At 37.8% G+C, this 17,616-nt stretch carries 17 protein-coding genes; 11 read left to right on the top strand and 6 right to left on the bottom strand.

Annotated features, from left to right (window positions below; all coding sequences use genetic code 11):
* The first annotated feature begins 409 nt into the window (after nt 1-409).
* The 5 genes from PSE60_RS10495 to PSE60_RS10475 all read left to right on the top strand — a co-directional run bounded on the left by PSE60_RS10495 (nt 410) and on the right by PSE60_RS10475 (nt 3,879).
* Nucleotides 410-1,015, top strand: a complete 606-nt coding sequence (locus PSE60_RS10495) for a hypothetical protein (RefSeq protein ID WP_272665377.1) — start codon at nt 410-412, stop codon at nt 1,013-1,015.
* A 71-nt stretch (nt 1,016-1,086) separates the two neighbouring features.
* Nucleotides 1,087-1,395, top strand: coding sequence for a hypothetical protein (locus PSE60_RS10490; protein WP_272665376.1), 309 nt, complete (start codon nt 1,087-1,089; stop codon nt 1,393-1,395).
* A 65-nt stretch (nt 1,396-1,460) separates the two neighbouring features.
* Nucleotides 1,461-1,835 carry a hypothetical protein gene (locus PSE60_RS10485; protein WP_272665375.1) on the top strand — a complete coding sequence of 125 codons (375 nt, stop codon included), beginning with the start codon at nt 1,461-1,463 and terminating at the stop codon, nt 1,833-1,835.
* A complete protein-coding gene (locus PSE60_RS10480) occupies nt 1,828-2,442 on the top strand; it encodes a hypothetical protein (RefSeq protein WP_272575598.1) in 615 nt (204 codons plus the stop codon). The genes PSE60_RS10485 and PSE60_RS10480 overlap by 8 nt, the downstream gene beginning before the upstream one ends.
* Before the next feature lie 108 nt (nt 2,443-2,550).
* Nucleotides 2,551-3,879: a hypothetical protein gene (locus tag PSE60_RS10475; protein WP_272665374.1), complete on the top strand. Its 1,329-nt coding sequence runs from the start codon at nt 2,551-2,553 to the stop codon at nt 3,877-3,879.
* A gap of 119 nt (nt 3,880-3,998) precedes the next feature.
* Here PSE60_RS10475 and cdd read toward each other — a convergent pair whose 3' ends face one another.
* The 4 genes from cdd to metG all read right to left on the bottom strand — a co-directional run bounded on the left by cdd (nt 3,999) and on the right by metG (nt 8,424).
* The gene (gene cdd, locus PSE60_RS10470; protein ID WP_272665373.1) at nt 3,999-4,886 is read right to left on the bottom strand and encodes a cytidine deaminase; all 888 of its coding nucleotides are present in this window, start codon (nt 4,884-4,886) and stop codon (nt 3,999-4,001) included.
* Nucleotides 4,887-5,090: 204 nt separating this feature from the next.
* Nucleotides 5,091-5,786, bottom strand: coding sequence for a CidB/LrgB family autolysis modulator (locus tag PSE60_RS10465; RefSeq protein ID WP_102138398.1), 696 nt, complete (start codon nt 5,784-5,786; stop codon nt 5,091-5,093).
* A complete protein-coding gene (locus tag PSE60_RS10460) occupies nt 5,786-6,253 on the bottom strand; it encodes a CidA/LrgA family protein (RefSeq protein ID WP_125893324.1) in 468 nt (155 codons plus the stop codon). Before PSE60_RS10460 ends, PSE60_RS10465 begins: the two co-directional genes overlap by 1 nt.
* A gap of 143 nt (nt 6,254-6,396) precedes the next feature.
* Nucleotides 6,397-8,424, bottom strand: a complete 2,028-nt coding sequence (metG, locus tag PSE60_RS10455; RefSeq protein ID WP_272665371.1) for a methionine--tRNA ligase — start codon at nt 8,422-8,424, stop codon at nt 6,397-6,399.
* 262 nt (nt 8,425-8,686) lie between these two features.
* Here metG and apbC point away from each other — a divergent pair, with 262 nt between their 5' ends.
* The 6 genes from apbC to asmA all read left to right on the top strand — a co-directional run bounded on the left by apbC (nt 8,687) and on the right by asmA (nt 15,032).
* Complete coding sequence (gene apbC / locus PSE60_RS10450; protein ID WP_004256506.1) at nt 8,687-9,799, top strand: iron-sulfur cluster carrier protein ApbC; 1,113 nt, start codon at nt 8,687-8,689, stop codon at nt 9,797-9,799.
* A 221-nt stretch (nt 9,800-10,020) separates the two neighbouring features.
* On the top strand, nt 10,021-10,581 hold the full coding sequence (locus tag PSE60_RS10445; protein WP_210838964.1) for a LemA family protein: 561 nt from the start codon (nt 10,021-10,023) through the stop codon (nt 10,579-10,581).
* Nucleotides 10,582-10,666: 85 nt separating this feature from the next.
* Complete coding sequence (gene htpX, locus PSE60_RS10440; protein WP_210838962.1) at nt 10,667-11,623, top strand: zinc metalloprotease HtpX; 957 nt, start codon at nt 10,667-10,669, stop codon at nt 11,621-11,623.
* A 178-nt stretch (nt 11,624-11,801) separates the two neighbouring features.
* Complete coding sequence (gene udk / locus PSE60_RS10435; protein ID WP_004256495.1) at nt 11,802-12,446, top strand: uridine kinase; 645 nt, start codon at nt 11,802-11,804, stop codon at nt 12,444-12,446.
* A gap of 38 nt (nt 12,447-12,484) precedes the next feature.
* A complete protein-coding gene (dcd, locus tag PSE60_RS10430; protein ID WP_004909269.1) occupies nt 12,485-13,066 on the top strand; it encodes a dCTP deaminase in 582 nt (193 codons plus the stop codon).
* Nucleotides 13,067-13,193: 127 nt separating this feature from the next.
* On the top strand, nt 13,194-15,032 hold the full coding sequence (gene asmA / locus PSE60_RS10425) for an outer membrane assembly protein AsmA (RefSeq protein WP_272665369.1): 1,839 nt from the start codon (nt 13,194-13,196) through the stop codon (nt 15,030-15,032).
* A 91-nt stretch (nt 15,033-15,123) separates the two neighbouring features.
* On the opposite strand, the gene PSE60_RS10420 is transcribed toward asmA, so the two are convergent.
* Together PSE60_RS10420 and PSE60_RS10415 are read right to left on the bottom strand one after the other, a co-directional pair.
* Entirely contained in the window at nt 15,124-15,789 is a 666-nt protein-coding gene (locus PSE60_RS10420) for a hypothetical protein (protein WP_272665368.1), read from the bottom strand.
* Between the two features lie 185 nt (nt 15,790-15,974).
* Nucleotides 15,975-17,558, bottom strand: a complete 1,584-nt coding sequence (locus tag PSE60_RS10415; protein WP_272665367.1) for a TerC family protein — start codon at nt 17,556-17,558, stop codon at nt 15,975-15,977.
* Nucleotides 17,559-17,616: the final 58 nt, after the last annotated feature.

Here is a 17,616-nt window from a genome sequence, read left to right as displayed (position 1 = left end):
TTAATCAACAAAGTCAGGGTAGATCCTAAGCTAAACAGCAAATATGTACAGTAAATAATGATAAAAAAGCGTTAAAAAATTTACTGAAAAATATTGTGCATATGATAAGGAGTTTATGCGCGAAAGGGAATGAAAGCCGTCAATGGTGTACTCATTACGGTGGGTAGATCACGCTTAGCCAAGTATGAATGAATTCTTTTTATCTCAACGGGTTTTTAAACAATGATTTAACTTCCTTATGGATAAATTTTCTTAATGTTTTTTTCTCTATTTTTAATGAGTTAGTGAGTGAAAAAATTAGTTTACTGTAAGCGAAATTATATTTTCAAATATCATATATTGCTGCATGTTTTTAACTGTTTTAGCTTAGGGTTATTAATTTATATTTCAATCTTGGGGTAAATCATAGATGAAAATTAAAAACATATTAATAATATTCATATTATTGATTATTTCTCTTTGCAATCTGTCATATGGAAATGGCTTTTTAATAAACAAAAAAGAGAAAGTAAAATCAGATAATATTGAAAATTCTTATAATAGTAAGAAAGAAATAGGTATTTTTATTATTTTGATTAGAGAATATATGAAGCAAGTGATGGTTGAATATAATAAACCATTATCAAATAAAGATTTTAATAAATACCATTATGAACACGCATTAGCTCATCTAGAAGTGCTTTTAAAACGTTTTGAAAATGGCAGTACTACGACTCGCAGGGATATTAGTTATCAAGAGGCTGCTGAAATAAATAAAAAAGCATTTGCAGCCTGTGACATGCCCTTTGATGCTTGGTTCTTTGCAGATGTTTTTGATGTCTTAGATCATGAAACTAATCAAAAAATTTGGGATGACATGCTAAATGCATTGGCGAATGATTCCCATGAAAGTGAAAAAAAAGTATTTTTATTTCTTTGGAATAAAATGAAAGATGTATCGGATTTAGATAAGATCGAAAAAAGCAAAAGATGGCTTAATAGACTCGATCGCGTAATTATATCATTTAAATCATGATTAGAAATTATATTTTATTATTCTAGTTTTTATAATTTAATTGTTATTAAATTAGTTCAATAGGCGAAATTATGGAATTTGGTGTTTTTATCAGGTATATATTTAAGTTGATTGCTAATGTATTTCTATTATTAATTTCTATAAATGTTTGTGCAGAAAATAGACCGGGCTTTGTCTGTGGGCAGTTTAATAAGAATATTATAGAAGTTCCTAGCGAGTATGTTTTTCCATTTGCTGAATATGAAGGGTATAGCTATTTTGACCCAAGGTTTATTGAAAATAAAGAAGGATGCGATGCTAATTTTAGAGAGTTAACATTAATAACGCATTGGCCTTATATGACAAGTGTTGATTCCAAAAAAAAATCCACCTTGAAATAGATGAAAAAACGATAAGAATTATATTGAGACCAATTCGATAGAAAGATTATTCATTAACACAAAAAATGAGAAATTATCTAAATGCATCATATTTAGGAAAGCGAAGTCAAATATTTTATGACGATGATTCCGAACTTCAATATGTTGACTATTTTGATGAATATAATATATCTGAAAAACTATATAGTGGAGAAAGAACTCAAAAGAAAAGAACTTTTTTTTGGTTCGAAAATGAAAATGAAGTTATTGCTATCTTAGAATGCTTATGGCTACCATTAGAAAATAAATATTTAAGTTGTAATATGAGTTTTTCAATATTGGAAGTGAGAATACTAGCAGAGGTTAGGTTTAGTTTTGATAAACATAAAAAATGGAGAGATATAATGAAAGAAACTAAGGTTTTTGTGATTGATTTTATTAAGGATGAATATTATGAGTAAAGATATGGCTAGTTTTTCAATTAATTATAATGATGTTGTAAATTTGAAGGCTATTTTAAATGAAGGATATTTGGAAGCGTTTTACAGATATCTTGCTGACAAGGGGGATAGGTATTCATTAACGGCGCCTGGGAGTTATAATGAGCATAGTTTCTTAAGCCGATTATACTTTAATTATGGTTTAGATGTTTATAGTGATGAACTGAAATACATGTATTTAAGAGGAATATTATATAGGGTTCAACAGGATTTAGCTAAAGAGTACATGGTGTTAATAGAAAGTAAGTTTAAAAATAATATGGATAAAAGAGGGTTTATAAATATATCTAGTGAGGATATTTATAAGCACTATATGCATGTTTTAGAAAAAAATAATATGTTTATGGGATATTGGGATACTAATATAGCAATGTTATTTTTTACTACTGAAGAAAGAGGGGAGTATTGGGATAGTAAATTAAATAATAGTGATTCATTCAAAGGCCAAGTGATTCATTATTTTAAAACTATAAATTCCCTATTGGATATTTATGATAAATATACTAATAAAAAAGGTACTCCTATAGCGTGGTACTTGAAAAATAACTATAATCTATTTATGTATTAAAGGGGGTGTGAGTTAATTGAAGAGCAGAAAGATATAATATTAAAAGATAAATATCTTTGTGATTTAATATATACTGTTCATATGAAGTATGTTAAATACAAAGATGAAATGGATATTAAAATAGGGAATGTGTATGATTTAATAAACTATCAAGAAAATGAATTATTTTACTCTGATAAGATTGATTTGAAAAATAAAATCAAATTAGAGGTGTTGGAAAAAGATATTAAAAATAGAAGGAGAAAAAGGTCAGTTGGTAATTATACTGATGAGTTTGTTACGAAAAAAGATGATGCTATTAGAATATATGAGGAGTTTAAAAAAATACAAAAGTCTGAAGTTATTTATGATTATTTGGAAAGTGAAGGTTCCAAATACGCTGTTATTGCAAATGGATTGATTAAAGAACAATCTTTATCTGGAAAGGTTGCAAGTAATTTTATAGATACAGAGTTGGAAAAAAATGGAATAAATGAAAGTAAAATTATTTTGGATAAATTAAAATTGGATTTGGCAGAAGAAACTATTTTAACATTTATATCACGAAGTGATAGTGATGGGGTTATAAAGGGAGATTTAACATCACAAGAAACACAACGTATTCATTATAATGCTTTTGAACGTAATGGTATATCAAGGTATGGATGGACATTAACAATCCCTTACCAGATTTTACCAGAAAGCGGACATAAAGAAATTCATCTTGAAATGTTAAAATCTGCAGGTAATGATCAGGCTGAATTTCAGTTTTCTATTTTCTTAAGTGACGAAATGTTTCTCGAAATAATTAAAAACCCAAAGATAGAATCGATAAAATATTATGTTAATTGGGGGGAGACATTATTAACAATTGATAATATAAAAGAAGTGGGGGCTGTTTTTGGTGATTATTTTGTAGAAAGTGGAATAACACTCAAGGAAGATATAGCAGCCTACGTGAATGAATTAAAAAAAGTTATCCCTAAAAGCGATTTAGATATTTATGGGGTTGAGAGCAAAATATCGCAAACCAAAACCCAGCCTATCAATCAAGGAGCGCCATCAACACCACCAATTAAGCATCCACATAATAGGGTAGAGAAATCGATATTGGAAAGCACTTATCCGAAAGTCGAACCGAATAGACAATTAGCACCTCGTACAACAAATCTGTTTGATAGATTAACAGTTGATAAAAATGAAACACCAACAAATCATTATTTAGAACGCCCAAGCGTTGTTCTTCCGGGAACGCCAGGATTTAAAGACTTTCCTAAGGATACAATAGAAAATAATCGTCATTTCGAGAACATGGTTGGTCAGCTAAGAGACAATATGTCATCAATGAATAACTCAATGAATTCATTTAATGATAGATACTCAATACCTTCAATACCAAGTGTACCTGAATTTAGTTATAGGGGGTATTCGTCAGGGGCTTCTTTTAATTTTAATTAGTATTATAAAATTGCTAATAATAAAAATAATTATTTATGATGGTTTGTCATAACATGAAACGGTTATTGCTGACTATTCATATTAGTAGCAATAACCGTTACTTTTAAATCAATATCAAATTAATCCAAATAAGCTAATTCAATATTTTGGCAACCTAGTGCCTGTAATGTATTTTTGGTCACACACCAATGTTTGATAATCGCATCTTGCTTTTCAACAAATTTAGCTTGGTCGATGGCGTGAATATCTTTACCTGCAAGGTTAATCATAATTAAAGCGGCTTGCAGTGGCGGTAAACTTGGGTTGAATGCGGCATTTTCTGCGTAGCGTCCGGTAAACAGTGAGCCATCTTTTAATTGTAACGCAATTCCTGAATGGGATTGGCTATAAGGTGCATGGGATTGGTTTGCAGCCTCAATTGCTGCACTTAATAACCGGTCACGGCTTTGGTTTTTATAGCCATGGTCAACAGGGTCGAGTAGTAAAGTAGTAATATTGAGGTCAGACGGCCCAAATGAGTCGGGTAAATAGTGGTGTAGTACTGCGGGTGTGCGGCCTGGTAAGTTCACCATAATTTTACCGCCTTCACGCAATTCATTCATAAATTGGCGGCAGTGCCCACAAGGTGTGTAATTCACGGTAATTGAGGTAATCTGAGTTTCACCTTTCATCCAAGAGTGTGTCACTGCACACTGTTCTGCATGGATCACTTGCCCCATTGAAACATGGCTAAATTCCATATTGGCGCCGAAATATAAATTACCGCTAGCACCGCAAGCGATTGCACCAACGTGAAAATGGGAGATTGGAGTAATTGCATAAGCCGCAGCGAAAGGCAATAACGCAAAGGCTAGCTCAGCGTCGTTTACACCTGCTTCAGCTTTAATCTGTTTGACTTGTTCCGCTGTTAACATACCTCGGAAATCAGAATTATCAATGATTGGTCTAAGTACCGACTGTAACTTTTCTGGAAGTTCGGCCCAAGCGGCCTTAAATCGTGAATGCATGTGTTACCTCCCTAATTAATTGTTTTTATTCTATTCAATAATGCGCCTAACAATATGTGATTTAAATCACCATTTTAAATGAAACATATGAAACAAATTCTTTAATTGAGAGATGTGTCTCATGTTTTCTCTGTGTGTTAGTGAGTAAGAGGCTAATGGATTCCTCTTACTCATTTGCTTGGATATTGGCTTAGTGAATTAAGCTTAGCTAAAAAGATGTAAAATAACAGGAAAGATAAATGGGGCAATAAGTGAGGTGATAACCCCACAGGTCATCAATGCAAGGGAACTATAAGCGCCTTCAATGTAATTCACTTCGGCACAGCGGGCAGTTCCTAGGGCGTGGGATGCGGTTCCCATCGCGAGCCCTCTTGAGGCGTGGGTTCGTACACGCAGCACATCAAATAAGCTATGGCCAAACATGGCGCCTAAGATCCCAACAAATAACACACAGGCGGCACTAATCGCAGGGATCCCACCAACCGAATCAGCAACAGCCATCGCGATAGGGGTAGTGACCGATTTAGGCAAAATAGAACCCGCGATATCAGGGGTTGCCCCTAACCATAGTGCGATGGCGGCACCGCTAAACATGGCCACTAAACTACCTGCAAAACAAATGCTTAATAAAGATTTCCACTGGGCCCGAATTTGGTGCATTTGTTCGTAAAGTGGAAAAGCTAGCGCGACGACTGCAGGTTGTAGTAAATCATTGAGTATTTTGCTACCTGCAAAATAGTGCTCATAAGAAGTATTTGTCACGACCAATAACGCAATCAATACCGCAATAGTAATTAATAGTGGGTTTAAAATCGGTAACTTAAATGTGGTCGACAGCTTACGAGCCAAATAAAACACCACAATGGTCAGCGGCAATGACCACCAAATATGTTCTAACATTATTCATTCCCCTTAGTTTTATCATTATTAATGACCGAAGAAATTGGCTCTTCGGGGGGTAAAGGAACGTCATCAGGTTGAGCACCAACGACAGGGCGTTCCTTATGAATATAGTTAGAACTGATGGCGACAACGACCATAACGATTAAGGTACTAACCACACAGGAAACGATGATGGGAACCATTTGTTGGCTGATTAATTCATAGTAATTCATTATGCCAACACCAATAGGAACAAACAGGATGGTCATATTTTTCAACAAAATGCTGCAACCGGGTTGTGCCCACTTCGCGGGGATAATTTGTAACGCAAGCAGTATGAATAAAATTAACATGCCGACAATGCTGCCAGGGATGGAGAATGGAAGTAGTGTTGAGATAAGGTTTCCAATAATCAGGCAAAGGTAGAGTATTGCGAAAGCTCGCAAATATTGCCATCCCGTTATCAGTACCTGTTTAAATGACATGAGACTGGTCCTGTAATGTAATATCTATTCATCATACAATTAACTTTATTATTGTGCTACCGATCACAATAAAAAGGCAATAAAAAAGTGGGAAGTATTTAGCTTCCCACTTTTGATGAATAACAGACTAGAGCAAGTATGGGTTATTTAACTTGCATACCGGGTTGTGCACCACTATCAGGGCTGAGTAGGAAGATATCTTTACCACCAGGGCCAGCAGCCATTACCATGCCTTCAGAAACACCAAAACGCATTTTACGAGGTGCGAGGTTGGCAACCATCACGGTTAAACGGCCTTCTAAGGCTTTTGGATCTGGGTAAGCGGAGCGAATACCAGAAAATACTTGGCGTGTTTCACCACCGATATCCAATCGCAATTTCAGTAGCTTGTCTGAGCCTTCAACAAAATCAGCTTGCTTGATTAATGCAATTCGCAGGTCAATTTTCGCAAAATCATCAAAGGTGATGGTTTCTTGAATTGGGTCATCGGCTAGCGGCCCCGTAAGTTGCTGAACGGGTTTGATACTCTCTTTTGAGGCTTCGACCATTGCATCCACTTTTGCCATTTCAATGCGGTTAAACAATGCCTTAAATGGTGCGACGCTGTGGTTCAATAATGGGGTGTTAATCGCATCCCATGATAATTCACTATTTAAGAAAGCTTCAGCACGCTTAGTGAGCCCTGGTAAAACAGGTTTCAGGTAAGTCATCAGAACGCGGAACAAATTGATGCCCATCGAGCAAATATCTTGCAGCTCTTGATCTTTACCTTCTTGTTTTGCTACAACCCAAGGGGCTTTTTCATCAACATAGCGGTTTGCGATATCGGCTAATGCCATGATTTCACGGATCGCTTTGTTATATTCACGGTTGCTATAATCTTCACCGATAACTTTAGCCGCATCAATAAATTGTTGGTACAGCTCAGGTTCAGCGAGATTTGCCGACAATTTACCGTCAAAACGTTTAGCAATAAAGCCTGCGTTACGAGATGCCAAGTTAACCACTTTATTGACGATATCGCTATTTACGCGCTGTACGAAATCTTCTAAGTTAAAATCGATATCATCGATACGAGAAGACAGTTTGGCAGCATAATAATAACGCAAGCAGTCGGCATCTAGGTGATCTAAGTAAGAGCGGGCAGTAATAAATGTACCGCGCGACTTCGACATTTTTGCCCCATTAACCGTGACATAACCATGAACAAACAGATTTGTTGGTTTACGATACTGGCTACCTTCTAACATGGCAGGCCAGAACAGGCTGTGGAAATAGACGATATCTTTACCAATGAAATGGTAAAGATCGGTTTTCGAATCTTTATTCCAAAACTCGTCAAAGTCAAGGTCACCGCGTTTATCACACAGATTTTTAAAGGAGCCCATATAACCGATAGGGGCATCTAACCAGACATAGAAATATTTACCCGGCGCATTCGGAATTTCAAAACCGAAATAAGGCGCATCACGGGTGATATCCCATTGTTGTAAGCCAGATTCGAACCACTCCTGCATTTTATTGGCGACTTGTTCTTGCAGTGCACCTGAGCGAGTCCATGCTTGAAGCATGTCGCTAAAGGCAGGAAGATCAAAGAAAAAGTGTTCTGAATCACGCATGACAGGTGTCGCACCTGAAATCACTGAACGTGGGTTAATCAGCTCTGTTGGGCTGTAGGTTGCGCTACACACTTCGCAGTTATCACCGTATTGGTCTTCGGCTTTACATTTTGGACAAGTGCCTTTAACGAAGCGATCTGGTAAGAACATGCCTTTTTCTGGGTCGAAAAGCTGTGAAATAGTGCGATTTTTAATAAAACCGTTATTTTTCAGTTTTCCGTAAATTAGTTCGGATAATACTTTGTTCTCTTCACTGTGTGTGGAGTGATAGTTGTCATAACTAATGGCGAAACCAGCAAAATCGTTCTGATGCTCTTGGTTCACTGCCGCAATCATCTCTTCTGGCGTTACGCCCAGCTGTTGAGCTTTAAGCATGATTGGAGTTCCGTGCGCGTCATCGGCACAGATAAAGTGAACCTCTTTGCCGCGCATTCGCTGATAACGGACCCAAATATCAGCCTGAATGTGTTCCAGGATATGACCAAGATGGATTGAACCGTTAGCATAGGGTAACGCACAGGTTACCAGTAATTTATTCGCGACTTGAGACATAGTAACTTTCTTACTTCCATTATTTGAAAAGGGTCTTTGATGTTAACCGATCAAAACCATCGCTGCTAGGGGTATAAAATATTAATTGGCAATTTGTTCGAAAAAGAAATTTTTACCTCTTTGTGGTTTTTACTGTGCGGGGTAATCACTATTTTTTGTGTTCTCTGTTATGATTAATCTCAGTCAAAGTATATCTGTTTAATTTTATGTAGCTTATTATTCAGGATGTACCTAGTTCAAAAATATAAATAAAGGAGCCGGGATGAACGATAAATCCCCCGAGCAGAACAAACCAGAACTGCTGACTGAACAAGTCTCCAAAGTTTTGGCTTCATTTACACACCCAACACTGCAACGTAATTTGATTTCTATCAAAGCGTTACATCATTGCGCAATGTTGGACAACGTGCTGCATGTCGAATTAGTTATGCCATTCGTTTGGAAAGGGCCGTTTCAAACTTTAATTAGCGAAAAAACCGCTGAATTGAAGCAACAAACAGGCGCTCATGCTGTTGAATGGAAACTGCGTCATGACATCACCACATTAAAACGTGCAAATGATTTGCCGGGTATTAATGGTGTTCGTAATATCTTAGCCGTCAGTTCGGGTAAAGGTGGTGTTGGTAAATCCAGTACTTCTGTGAACTTAGCGCTTGCGCTGGCACAAGAAGGAGCGAAAGTGGGGATCCTTGATGCGGATATTTACGGCCCATCAATTCCAAATATGTTAGGCACAACACTAGAGCGCCCAACCTCCCCAGATGGTCAGCATATGGCCCCAATCATGGCGTATGGCTTGGCAACAAACTCAATCGGTTACTTAGTGACCGATGATAACGCGATGGTTTGGCGTGGCCCAATGGCAAGCAAAGCATTGATGCAGATGCTACAAGACACGTTATGGCCGGATTTGGATTACTTAGTTATCGATATGCCACCGGGAACAGGTGACATCCAGCTGACGCTTTCTCAAAATATTCCAGTAACCGGTGCTGTTGTGGTGACGACTCCACAAGATATTGCCTTGGTTGATGCCATGAAAGGCATTGTGATGTTTAAGAAAGTTAATGTCCCAGTACTGGGTGTTGTTGAAAACATGAGTGCACATATTTGCAGCAATTGTGGGCATGTAGAACCGATTTTTGGTACCGGTGGTGCTGAGAAATTAGCAGAAAAATACCATACTAAATTATTGGGACAGGTTCCTCTGCATATCTCTTTACGTGAAGACCTTGACCGTGGCCAGCCTACTGTTATGCGTGATCCAGAAGGTGAATTTGCCGATATCTACCGTGAAATTGCTTCAGGAATTTCAGCCTTGATGTATTGGGAAGGGGATAAAATCCCAACAGAAATTTCTTTCCGTGCAGTTTAATCGGTTATAGAGCAAAAAGGCTATTTAGTATTATCTCTAAATAGCCTTATTTATTGTTGAACCCTTTCTTTACTAAACACGCCTACTTTAACCTTCTATACCTTCTATTTTTCTGAATTGTTCTCGGAATATTTCTTTATTGCGTCATGTTCGCGTAGAATAGCCGCATCTGTTATTTAATCAGTTTTCTTTCTACCTGCGGGTAACCCGAAAAGGTGACTATGAAATTTTTAATTTTTATTGTTGTCGTGGTGCTGATCGTTATCTATTTTTATAACCGTATCGTTGCATTGCGAGAAGCTGTTATTTCGAGTGAAACAGAGATTTCAGTTCAATTAGACCGTCGTGGAAAAGTATTTGATAGCTTATTGGCAACAGTTAAAAAATATTTAAGCCATGAAACCGAGGTGTTCAGCAAAATTACTGAACTACGGACACAAGCACAAAATACGACAGGAGATAAAGCCCGCGAAGCCGAAGATGCATTATCAAAAATGGTGACCAGTGGGGCGATTAATGTCGCAGTTGAAGCTTATCCTGAGCTAAAATCCGATGCAATTATGGCAAATTTACAAGAAGAAATCGTTTCTTCAGAAAATAAACTGTCATTTGCTAAACGTGGTTATAACCGCTCATTAGAAACGTATAATGCGTATATTGCGTCTATGCCCGCGGCACTAATTGTTGGCATTATTCCTAGCTTAAAAATTTCAAAGGAATATTGGCGTCTTGATGAAGAAACTATTAAGACTGAGGAATCACGTCGCATTAATTTTGATTAAAAATCTCTTACCTTTGAAGTTATCAATCATCGGAATGCCTTATGGTGTTCCGATATTATATGAGTGGTAGATAGCAGGTCACATTATGGATTTTAGAAACGTCATTCGTAAAAATAATCTTCGCACGCGTTTGGTGGTGATGAGCTATATTTTTTTAATGCTAATTATTGGCTTATTGGCAGATATTGCAACACATCCAAATGAGCAATTGGACTTAGTCGATAATGCGATGATGTTTGTGACACTTCATGAATTACCTATCGCCACTTTTATTGTTTTAGGTTTAACCTTTCTTGGGCTGATTTATATTCATTTTAGAGGCCATAAAATGATGTTAGCTGGGATGAATGCCAGAGAAATCACCCAAGAAAATGCGAGTAGCCCTCAAGAAAAGCAACTTTTTAATATTATTGAAGAATTAAGCTTAAGTGCTAGTTTAGGTTATATTCCCCGTTTATATATTTTAGAAACGGATGAGCCGAATGCTTTTGCAGCAGGGTGGAATAAGCGTAATGCACTTGTGGGGGTAACCAGAGGTTTGTTACAAACACTTAATCGGCAAGAAGTTCAAGCCGTTCTCGCTCATGAAGTTGGGCACATTATTCACGGCGATTCAAAATTAACGCTGTATGTGGGGATTTTGGCAAACGTGATTTTAACGGTAACGAATTTATTTAGTCAGATTTTTATCCGAACAGCAGGGCGCAGCCGCAATAATGCTGCTAATAAAGCGCAAATGATCCTATTGGTTCTAAATTTTGTTTTACCGTGGATAACCCAAATACTCTATTTTTATTTATCTCGTACCCGTGAATATATGGCTGATGCAGCGGCAGTGGATTTGACTTCAGATAACCAAGCCATGATAAGTGCGTTGAAAAAAATCTCCGGTAATCATGAAACCCATGAATATGATAACAGTACCACAGGGCAAGCTTACCGCAAGGCCGCTTATATTTTTAATAAAGGCGATTCTGTATTTTCTACTCACCCTTCGATTGAAAATCGCATTGCGGTATTAGAAGGAAAAAAACAATTTTAGTGTATAAATGACATTTTGTACGCTCCGATTTACGGCATTTCCTATCCAATGGGTGTTTTTTTAGCGAACTTTGTTGAGGTATGCTGGAACAACACGCCATTACCCCCTATAATTCCGCCAACATAACATTTTTCTGTTGTGTATCTCATTTCTAAATATTTAACCAGGTTATCATTTTATGACTGACATAGCGCATCACTGTACCATTGTAGGTATATCGGGAGCCTCTGCATCTGGCAAAAGCTTAATTGCAAGCACGTTATACCGTGAATTAAGAGAACAGGTCGGTGATCATAATATCGGTGTTATTCCAGAAGATTGTTATTATAAAGACCAAGCCGATGTCCCAATGGAAGAACGCCTTAAAGTAAATTATGACCATCCTAACTCGATGGACCACAGCTTGCTTTATGAACATCTCAAATCACTGAAAAGTGGCCAAGCAGTAGAAATCCCGCAATACGACTATGTCGCTCATACACGTAAACAAAAAACCATCACGTTCAAACCTAAAAAAGTCATTATCATTGAAGGTATTTTGTTATTAACAGATAAACGCTTACGTGGTGAAATGGATTTTTCTATTTTTGTTGATACACCACTTGATATTTGCTTGATGCGCCGTATTAAACGTGATGTAAATGAAAGGGGCAGAACACTTGATTCCGTTATTGACCAATATAATAAAACGGTTCGCCCAATGTTTTTGCAATTTATTGAGCCATCAAAGCAATATGCCGATATCATTGTTCCTCGCGGTGGGAAAAACCGTGTAGCGATTGATATCTTGAAAGCGAAAATTGGCGAATTCTGTCAAGATTAAACCGCGCAGAAATTAAAATAATGAAGGGGGAAACAACCATGCGTCTTTGTGACCGCGATATTATTCAATGGATGGATGATGGTAAATTAGTTATTAGCCCACGCCCACCAGTTGAACGAATCAATGGTGCAACTGCAGATGTTCGTTTGGGAAATCAATTCCGCGTTTTTCGAGGACACACGGCTGCATTTATTGACCTTAGTGGCCCTAAAGATGAGGTTAATGCCGCATTAGATCGCGTCATGAGCGATGAAATTGTTCTTGATGAGGATGAGCCATTTTTCCTGCACCCAGGAGAATTAGCACTTGCAGTGACGCTTGAGTCTGTTACGCTCCCTGATAACCTTGTAGGTTGGTTGGACGGGCGCTCTTCATTAGCGAGATTAGGTTTGATGGTGCACGTAACCGCACATCGAATTGACCCCGGTTGGCATGGGCAAATCGTGCTAGAATTTTATAATTCAGGTAAATTACCATTAGCATTGCGTCCTGGCATGGTGATTGGTGCATTAAGCTTTGAGCCGTTATCAGGTAGTGCTGATCGCCCTTATAATAGCCGACAAGATGCTAAATATAAAAACCAACAAGGTGCTGTTGGTAGCCGTATCAGTGAAGACTGATAACCGGTGAACTTTGCGGAAGTTGTTGTGTTTAATGGAGATTAAACCGGTAATTTCCGCCCATTTTCAGGGATAGGTGTGAGTTCATTTTTGTGGCGAGCGCAAGCGGAATTTAAGAGAGGGAAGGATGAAACGTTTTTTGACGACACTGATTATTTTACTTGTGGTGATTGTTGCAGGGTTAACAACACTTGTAATGTTAGTGAACCCGAATGATTTCCGTCATTATATTGTTGAACAAGTAGAGAAAAAAAGTGGTTATCAACTTGAATTCAACGGTGATATGCGTTGGCATGTGTGGCCAACCTTAAGCATTATTACTGGGCCTGTTTCCCTTACTGCACCGAATGCCGCTAAACCCATCCTAAGTGCAGATAATATGCGCTTAGATGTTGAATTATGGCCTCTCATTTCCCATAAGCTTTCTGTTGAGCAAATTGTTATCGATGGTGCTGTTATTCGCAAAACACCCGATAGCGAAATCCAAACTCACCGTAACGCCCCTGTAGCACCCGGTGGTGTACCAACATCAACCTCTGCACAAGAGAAAAGTGACTGGTTATTAGATATAGAAAAAATTAATATTTCTAATAGCTTAGTTATTTGGCAAACAGCTAAAGATGAATTTAACCTGCGTAACATTGACTTATCACTGAAGAAAAGTGATAAAAAACAGGTCGTAGTTAAATTCAGTGGAAATCTAAATAAAAACCAACAAGAATTTGTATTTAATCTACGTGCAGATATCGATTTATCAGATATTAATCAAAAGATTAACGGGAATTTAACCCAATTTGATTATAAATTGAGTGGTGTCGATTTACCTGAAAGTGGAATTGAAGGGCAAATAACGAGTGATTTTCTATACACCAAAGGGAAAGTAGAAAGTGCGAGTTTAAGCAATTTAGCAATAACGGCTAATGACAGTGCTCTATCAGGGAATGTCAGTATCCAACTATCTGATACTCCTAAAATTATGGTTAGTTTAGTGGCCGAGAAATTAGACTTAGATAATCTATTAGGGACGGCATTTGCCAGTACCAACGCTTCATCAGAGGTGAATAATAACCGCGTTGGTGTTAAGCCGGTTATTTCTGGGGCTAATCCTCAACAGTATGATTTATCAGGCTTGCAGGCATTTTCCGCCAATCTCAATTTAGCCATTAACCAGTTAATTTATCGTGGAATGGTAGTCAGTGACGTGGTTTTTGAGGCACAAAACCAAACCCCTCGTTTGACTGTTTCAAAACTACAAGGTGAGGCATTTGGTGGTGATTTTTCATTACCGGTGACATTTAATTACAGTTCAACTCCTGCTTATGTTTCAGCAAAGCCAGATTTAAAAAATATCGACTTAACACCACTATTAAAAGCCTTCGATATGCCACAAAAATTAAGTGGAATAATTTCGTTAAATGCGGCGTTATCGGGTGTGGGTTATGATGACAATGCAGTGAAAAATCAGTGGCAAGGGCCTGTTAATTTTGAGTTAAGAAATGCCAAACTACAGGGGTTGAATATTCCGTTATTAATTCAGCAATCGGTTTCCAGAGTAACCAATAAAATTAATGCGCCCGTGAATACGGGGAACGTCACTGAGGTTGATTCTTTCACTGTGGCAGGTAAATTAAATAAAGGTACGTTGAACATTTCCTCTATGAATGCGATGTCATCCTTAGTTAACATCAGTGGGCAAGGCCGTATGAATATCCCTAATGAAACCATTGATGTCAATTTAGGGGTTAATATTGCCAATGGCTGGGGTGGGGATTCACGTTTAGTTCAACAATTGCAAGCAATGACCATTCCACTGCGAATTTATGGTAATTGGCATAATTTGAAATACCAATTAGATATCGAAAAATTACTGCGTAATGAGTTACGTACACAAGCTAAAGAAGCGCTTGGTAATTTTTTAAAGAAAGAAGAAAATAAAGGACTCAATGATTTATTGAATGCCCTTTAAGACAACAAAACGCCCTTAAATGGGCGTTTGAGGTTGTTGACAAAGCGGGATAAAAGCGTGTTTTTTCCCGCTTTGTGTTATCAGCCGAAAATCAATAGTAGCCATTTCCTGTTTTATAGTCTGCTTTTCTTTTCTGTATATCTGCAGAGGTTCTTGAAGTTTTATCAATCGAGTATTCTCCAGATAAAAAACTATTTTTAGCATTACCTTGATGAAATATTGCTGTTGTATTATTTATTTTACCTTCTAATTCATTGAGTGCATTTTCTTTTTTACTATTGTGCTGATAAGTTGAACGTTTTAATTCATTCCTATAGCTTTGAATGTTACCTTTTAATTTTGAGAGCTGATTATTCAATGTAGTCATTGTATTTTTAGATAAGATGACCTTACATCCTCGTCCATCTGAGGTACCGATACTTTTTATTTTTTTTGCGATAGTTGATAAATTCTTAGATATTTCATTTCTCAATTTTTTAATATCTTGATTGTGTACGGTTTTTTCATCTGTTCTAGTGAGGGTACTCATAGATTGAGTTTTTGAAACTTCAATAGGAGCGTCTTTACTAAAAAACTCTTTCATTTGGCTGACGTCTGAAAAGCAGACTTTCTTTTTAGAGGTTACTGGGCATTGCTCCGCATTATTTTGAATGCGACTTGCTGTAACTGCAATTTTTCCTGATGATTTATCAGCACTTTTATTAATATTTGATGTTTTTAATGTATTTACATTTAGAGGCTGGGTATTTACTCGCATAGCATGACCTTTATTAGAGTTTGGGTGTATTTAATTGCTATGAATTATTCAGCATTTCAATGTTTATTTCTTTTAAAAAACGATGGCAGTTTTTTATTTACAGTTATTAAATCGTCATTTTTCTCTAAGAAAAAGACAAAAAAATACCGACGCAGAGGCCGGCATTTTTGTATTAGCGCTAAAGGTTAGTCATCTTCAAACTCATAACCATCCCCTTCAGGGGCTGGTGGAGTGATTAGCACTTTATTGACTCGGTGGCTGTTAACCTCAAGAGGTTGGAATATACAACCGTTAATTGTCACTTGTTCACCCACTTCAGGAACACGTTGCAGGTGCTCCATTAAAAGACCCGCAATCGTTTCATACTCACGTTTATCGTCTAATTCCATCGGGATAAACATGATCAGGTCTTCAAGTGGCATAAAGCCGTTGGCAATCCAAGTACCATCATCCAGTTTTTGAATGTCGTGGCGTGAGTCATTTTCTTCATCACCAACGGGCAAGTTACCTGCTATTGTTTCCATTACGTCGGTCAATGTCACGATACCTTCGATAGAACCAAATTCATCCACAACAAAGGCAAAGTGGGTATGCGCTTTACGGAATTGCTCTAACGCTTTTAACAGTGATAACCCTTCAGGGAAGATCAACGGTTGGGTAATTAGCGCTCGTAAATTTAGCGGCTGACCACTTAATTGTTGTTTAACTAAATCCATGACGTGGACAACACCGACTGGCTCGTCACTAATGGTTTCATCAATGACTACAAGGCGCGAATGTGGATTTTTCTCCATTAATTGCAATAAATCGGCAGAAGATTTATTAATGTCGAGGTAATCCACATCATGGCGTGAAGTCATAATGCTTTCTACGTTACGCTGCGCCATACCGAGCACTCGAGCAATCATTAAACGCTCTTGTGGGTCAAAAACGGATTGATTATCAGCGATAAGATCAGAAGTGTGTGGGTCTAATTCTCCACGCTCGTTATTACCGCTAAGAATACGTAATACCGCCTCTGCTGTACGTTCACGTAGTGGGCGTGAGCCTTTAAGAAATTTACGTCGATTAAATTGTGCAAATTGGTTTAGGACTTCAATCATGATAGAGAAGCCAATTGCAGCGTATAAGTAACCTTTCGGTATGGCATAGCCAAACCCTTCGGCAACTAAGCTGAAACCAATCATTAGTAAGAAGCTCAAACACAGTATGACAATGGTTGGGTGCTGGTTAACAAAGCTCGTTAACGGTTTACTTGCCCAAATCATTAATGCCATTGCAATGGTCACAGCTGCAATCATTACACCGATATGGTCAACCATACCGACAGCGGTGATCACGGAGTCCAGTGAGAATACGGCATCAAGAACAATAATTTGTGCAACAACAGCCCAGAAATTAGATGTCTTTCTTTGGGTATTGGTGTGTTCGTCTTTCCCCTCCAACCGCTCGTTTAGCTCCATGGTGGCTTTAAACAAGAGGAATAAACCACCCACCAACATAATTAGGTCTCGAGCACTAAAAGCGTGATCAAAGAGCGTTAATATCGGTTTCGTGAGGGTAATGAGCCATGACAGGCTAAATAGAAGCACAACACGCATAATCAGGGCTAATAAAAGTCCAGTTACACGGGCTCTATCACGCAGCTTTGGCGGGAGCTTATCGGCCAGAATGGCGATGAAGACGAGGTTATCAATACCAAGAACGATTTCTAGAACGATAAGGGTAGCGAGGCCCGCCCAAATCGAAGGATCTGCGATCCATTCCATACAGTTTGTTTTACCTTCTGATATGACGGCTTATACCGACGAGTGAATAATGGGGTTT

This window comes from Providencia sp. PROV174, from assembly GCF_028480685.1.
Taxonomy (GTDB): domain Bacteria; phylum Pseudomonadota; class Gammaproteobacteria; order Enterobacterales; family Enterobacteriaceae; genus Providencia; species Providencia rettgeri.
The sequence above is the reverse complement of the archived record's forward strand: the minus strand, read 5'-3'. Positions and strand labels throughout refer to the sequence as shown.

Coding starts and splice junctions, on each gene's coding strand:
- PSE60_RS10495 (WP_272665377.1), top strand. CDS start 410: ATGAAAATTAAAAACATATTAATAATATTCATATTATTGATTATTTCT.
- PSE60_RS10490 (WP_272665376.1), top strand. CDS start 1,087: ATGGAATTTGGTGTTTTTATCAGGTATATATTTAAGTTGATTGCTAAT.
- PSE60_RS10485 (WP_272665375.1), top strand. CDS start 1,461: ATGAGAAATTATCTAAATGCATCATATTTAGGAAAGCGAAGTCAAATA.
- PSE60_RS10480 (WP_272575598.1), top strand. CDS start 1,828: ATGAGTAAAGATATGGCTAGTTTTTCAATTAATTATAATGATGTTGTA.
- PSE60_RS10475 (WP_272665374.1), top strand. CDS start 2,551: ATGGATATTAAAATAGGGAATGTGTATGATTTAATAAACTATCAAGAA.
- cdd (WP_272665373.1), bottom strand. CDS start 4,886: ATGCATTCACGATTTAAGGCCGCTTGGGCCGAACTTCCAGAAAAGTTA.
- PSE60_RS10465 (WP_102138398.1), bottom strand. CDS start 5,786: ATGTTAGAACATATTTGGTGGTCATTGCCGCTGACCATTGTGGTGTTT.
- PSE60_RS10460 (WP_125893324.1), bottom strand. CDS start 6,253: ATGTCATTTAAACAGGTACTGATAACGGGATGGCAATATTTGCGAGCT.
- metG (WP_272665371.1), bottom strand. CDS start 8,424: ATGTCTCAAGTCGCGAATAAATTACTGGTAACCTGTGCGTTACCCTAT.
- apbC (WP_004256506.1), top strand. CDS start 8,687: ATGAACGATAAATCCCCCGAGCAGAACAAACCAGAACTGCTGACTGAA.
- PSE60_RS10445 (WP_210838964.1), top strand. CDS start 10,021: ATGAAATTTTTAATTTTTATTGTTGTCGTGGTGCTGATCGTTATCTAT.
- htpX (WP_210838962.1), top strand. CDS start 10,667: ATGGATTTTAGAAACGTCATTCGTAAAAATAATCTTCGCACGCGTTTG.
- udk (WP_004256495.1), top strand. CDS start 11,802: ATGACTGACATAGCGCATCACTGTACCATTGTAGGTATATCGGGAGCC.
- dcd (WP_004909269.1), top strand. CDS start 12,485: ATGCGTCTTTGTGACCGCGATATTATTCAATGGATGGATGATGGTAAA.
- asmA (WP_272665369.1), top strand. CDS start 13,194: ATGAAACGTTTTTTGACGACACTGATTATTTTACTTGTGGTGATTGTT.
- PSE60_RS10420 (WP_272665368.1), bottom strand. CDS start 15,789: ATGCGAGTAAATACCCAGCCTCTAAATGTAAATACATTAAAAACATCA.
- PSE60_RS10415 (WP_272665367.1), bottom strand. CDS start 17,558: ATGGAATGGATCGCAGATCCTTCGATTTGGGCGGGCCTCGCTACCCTT.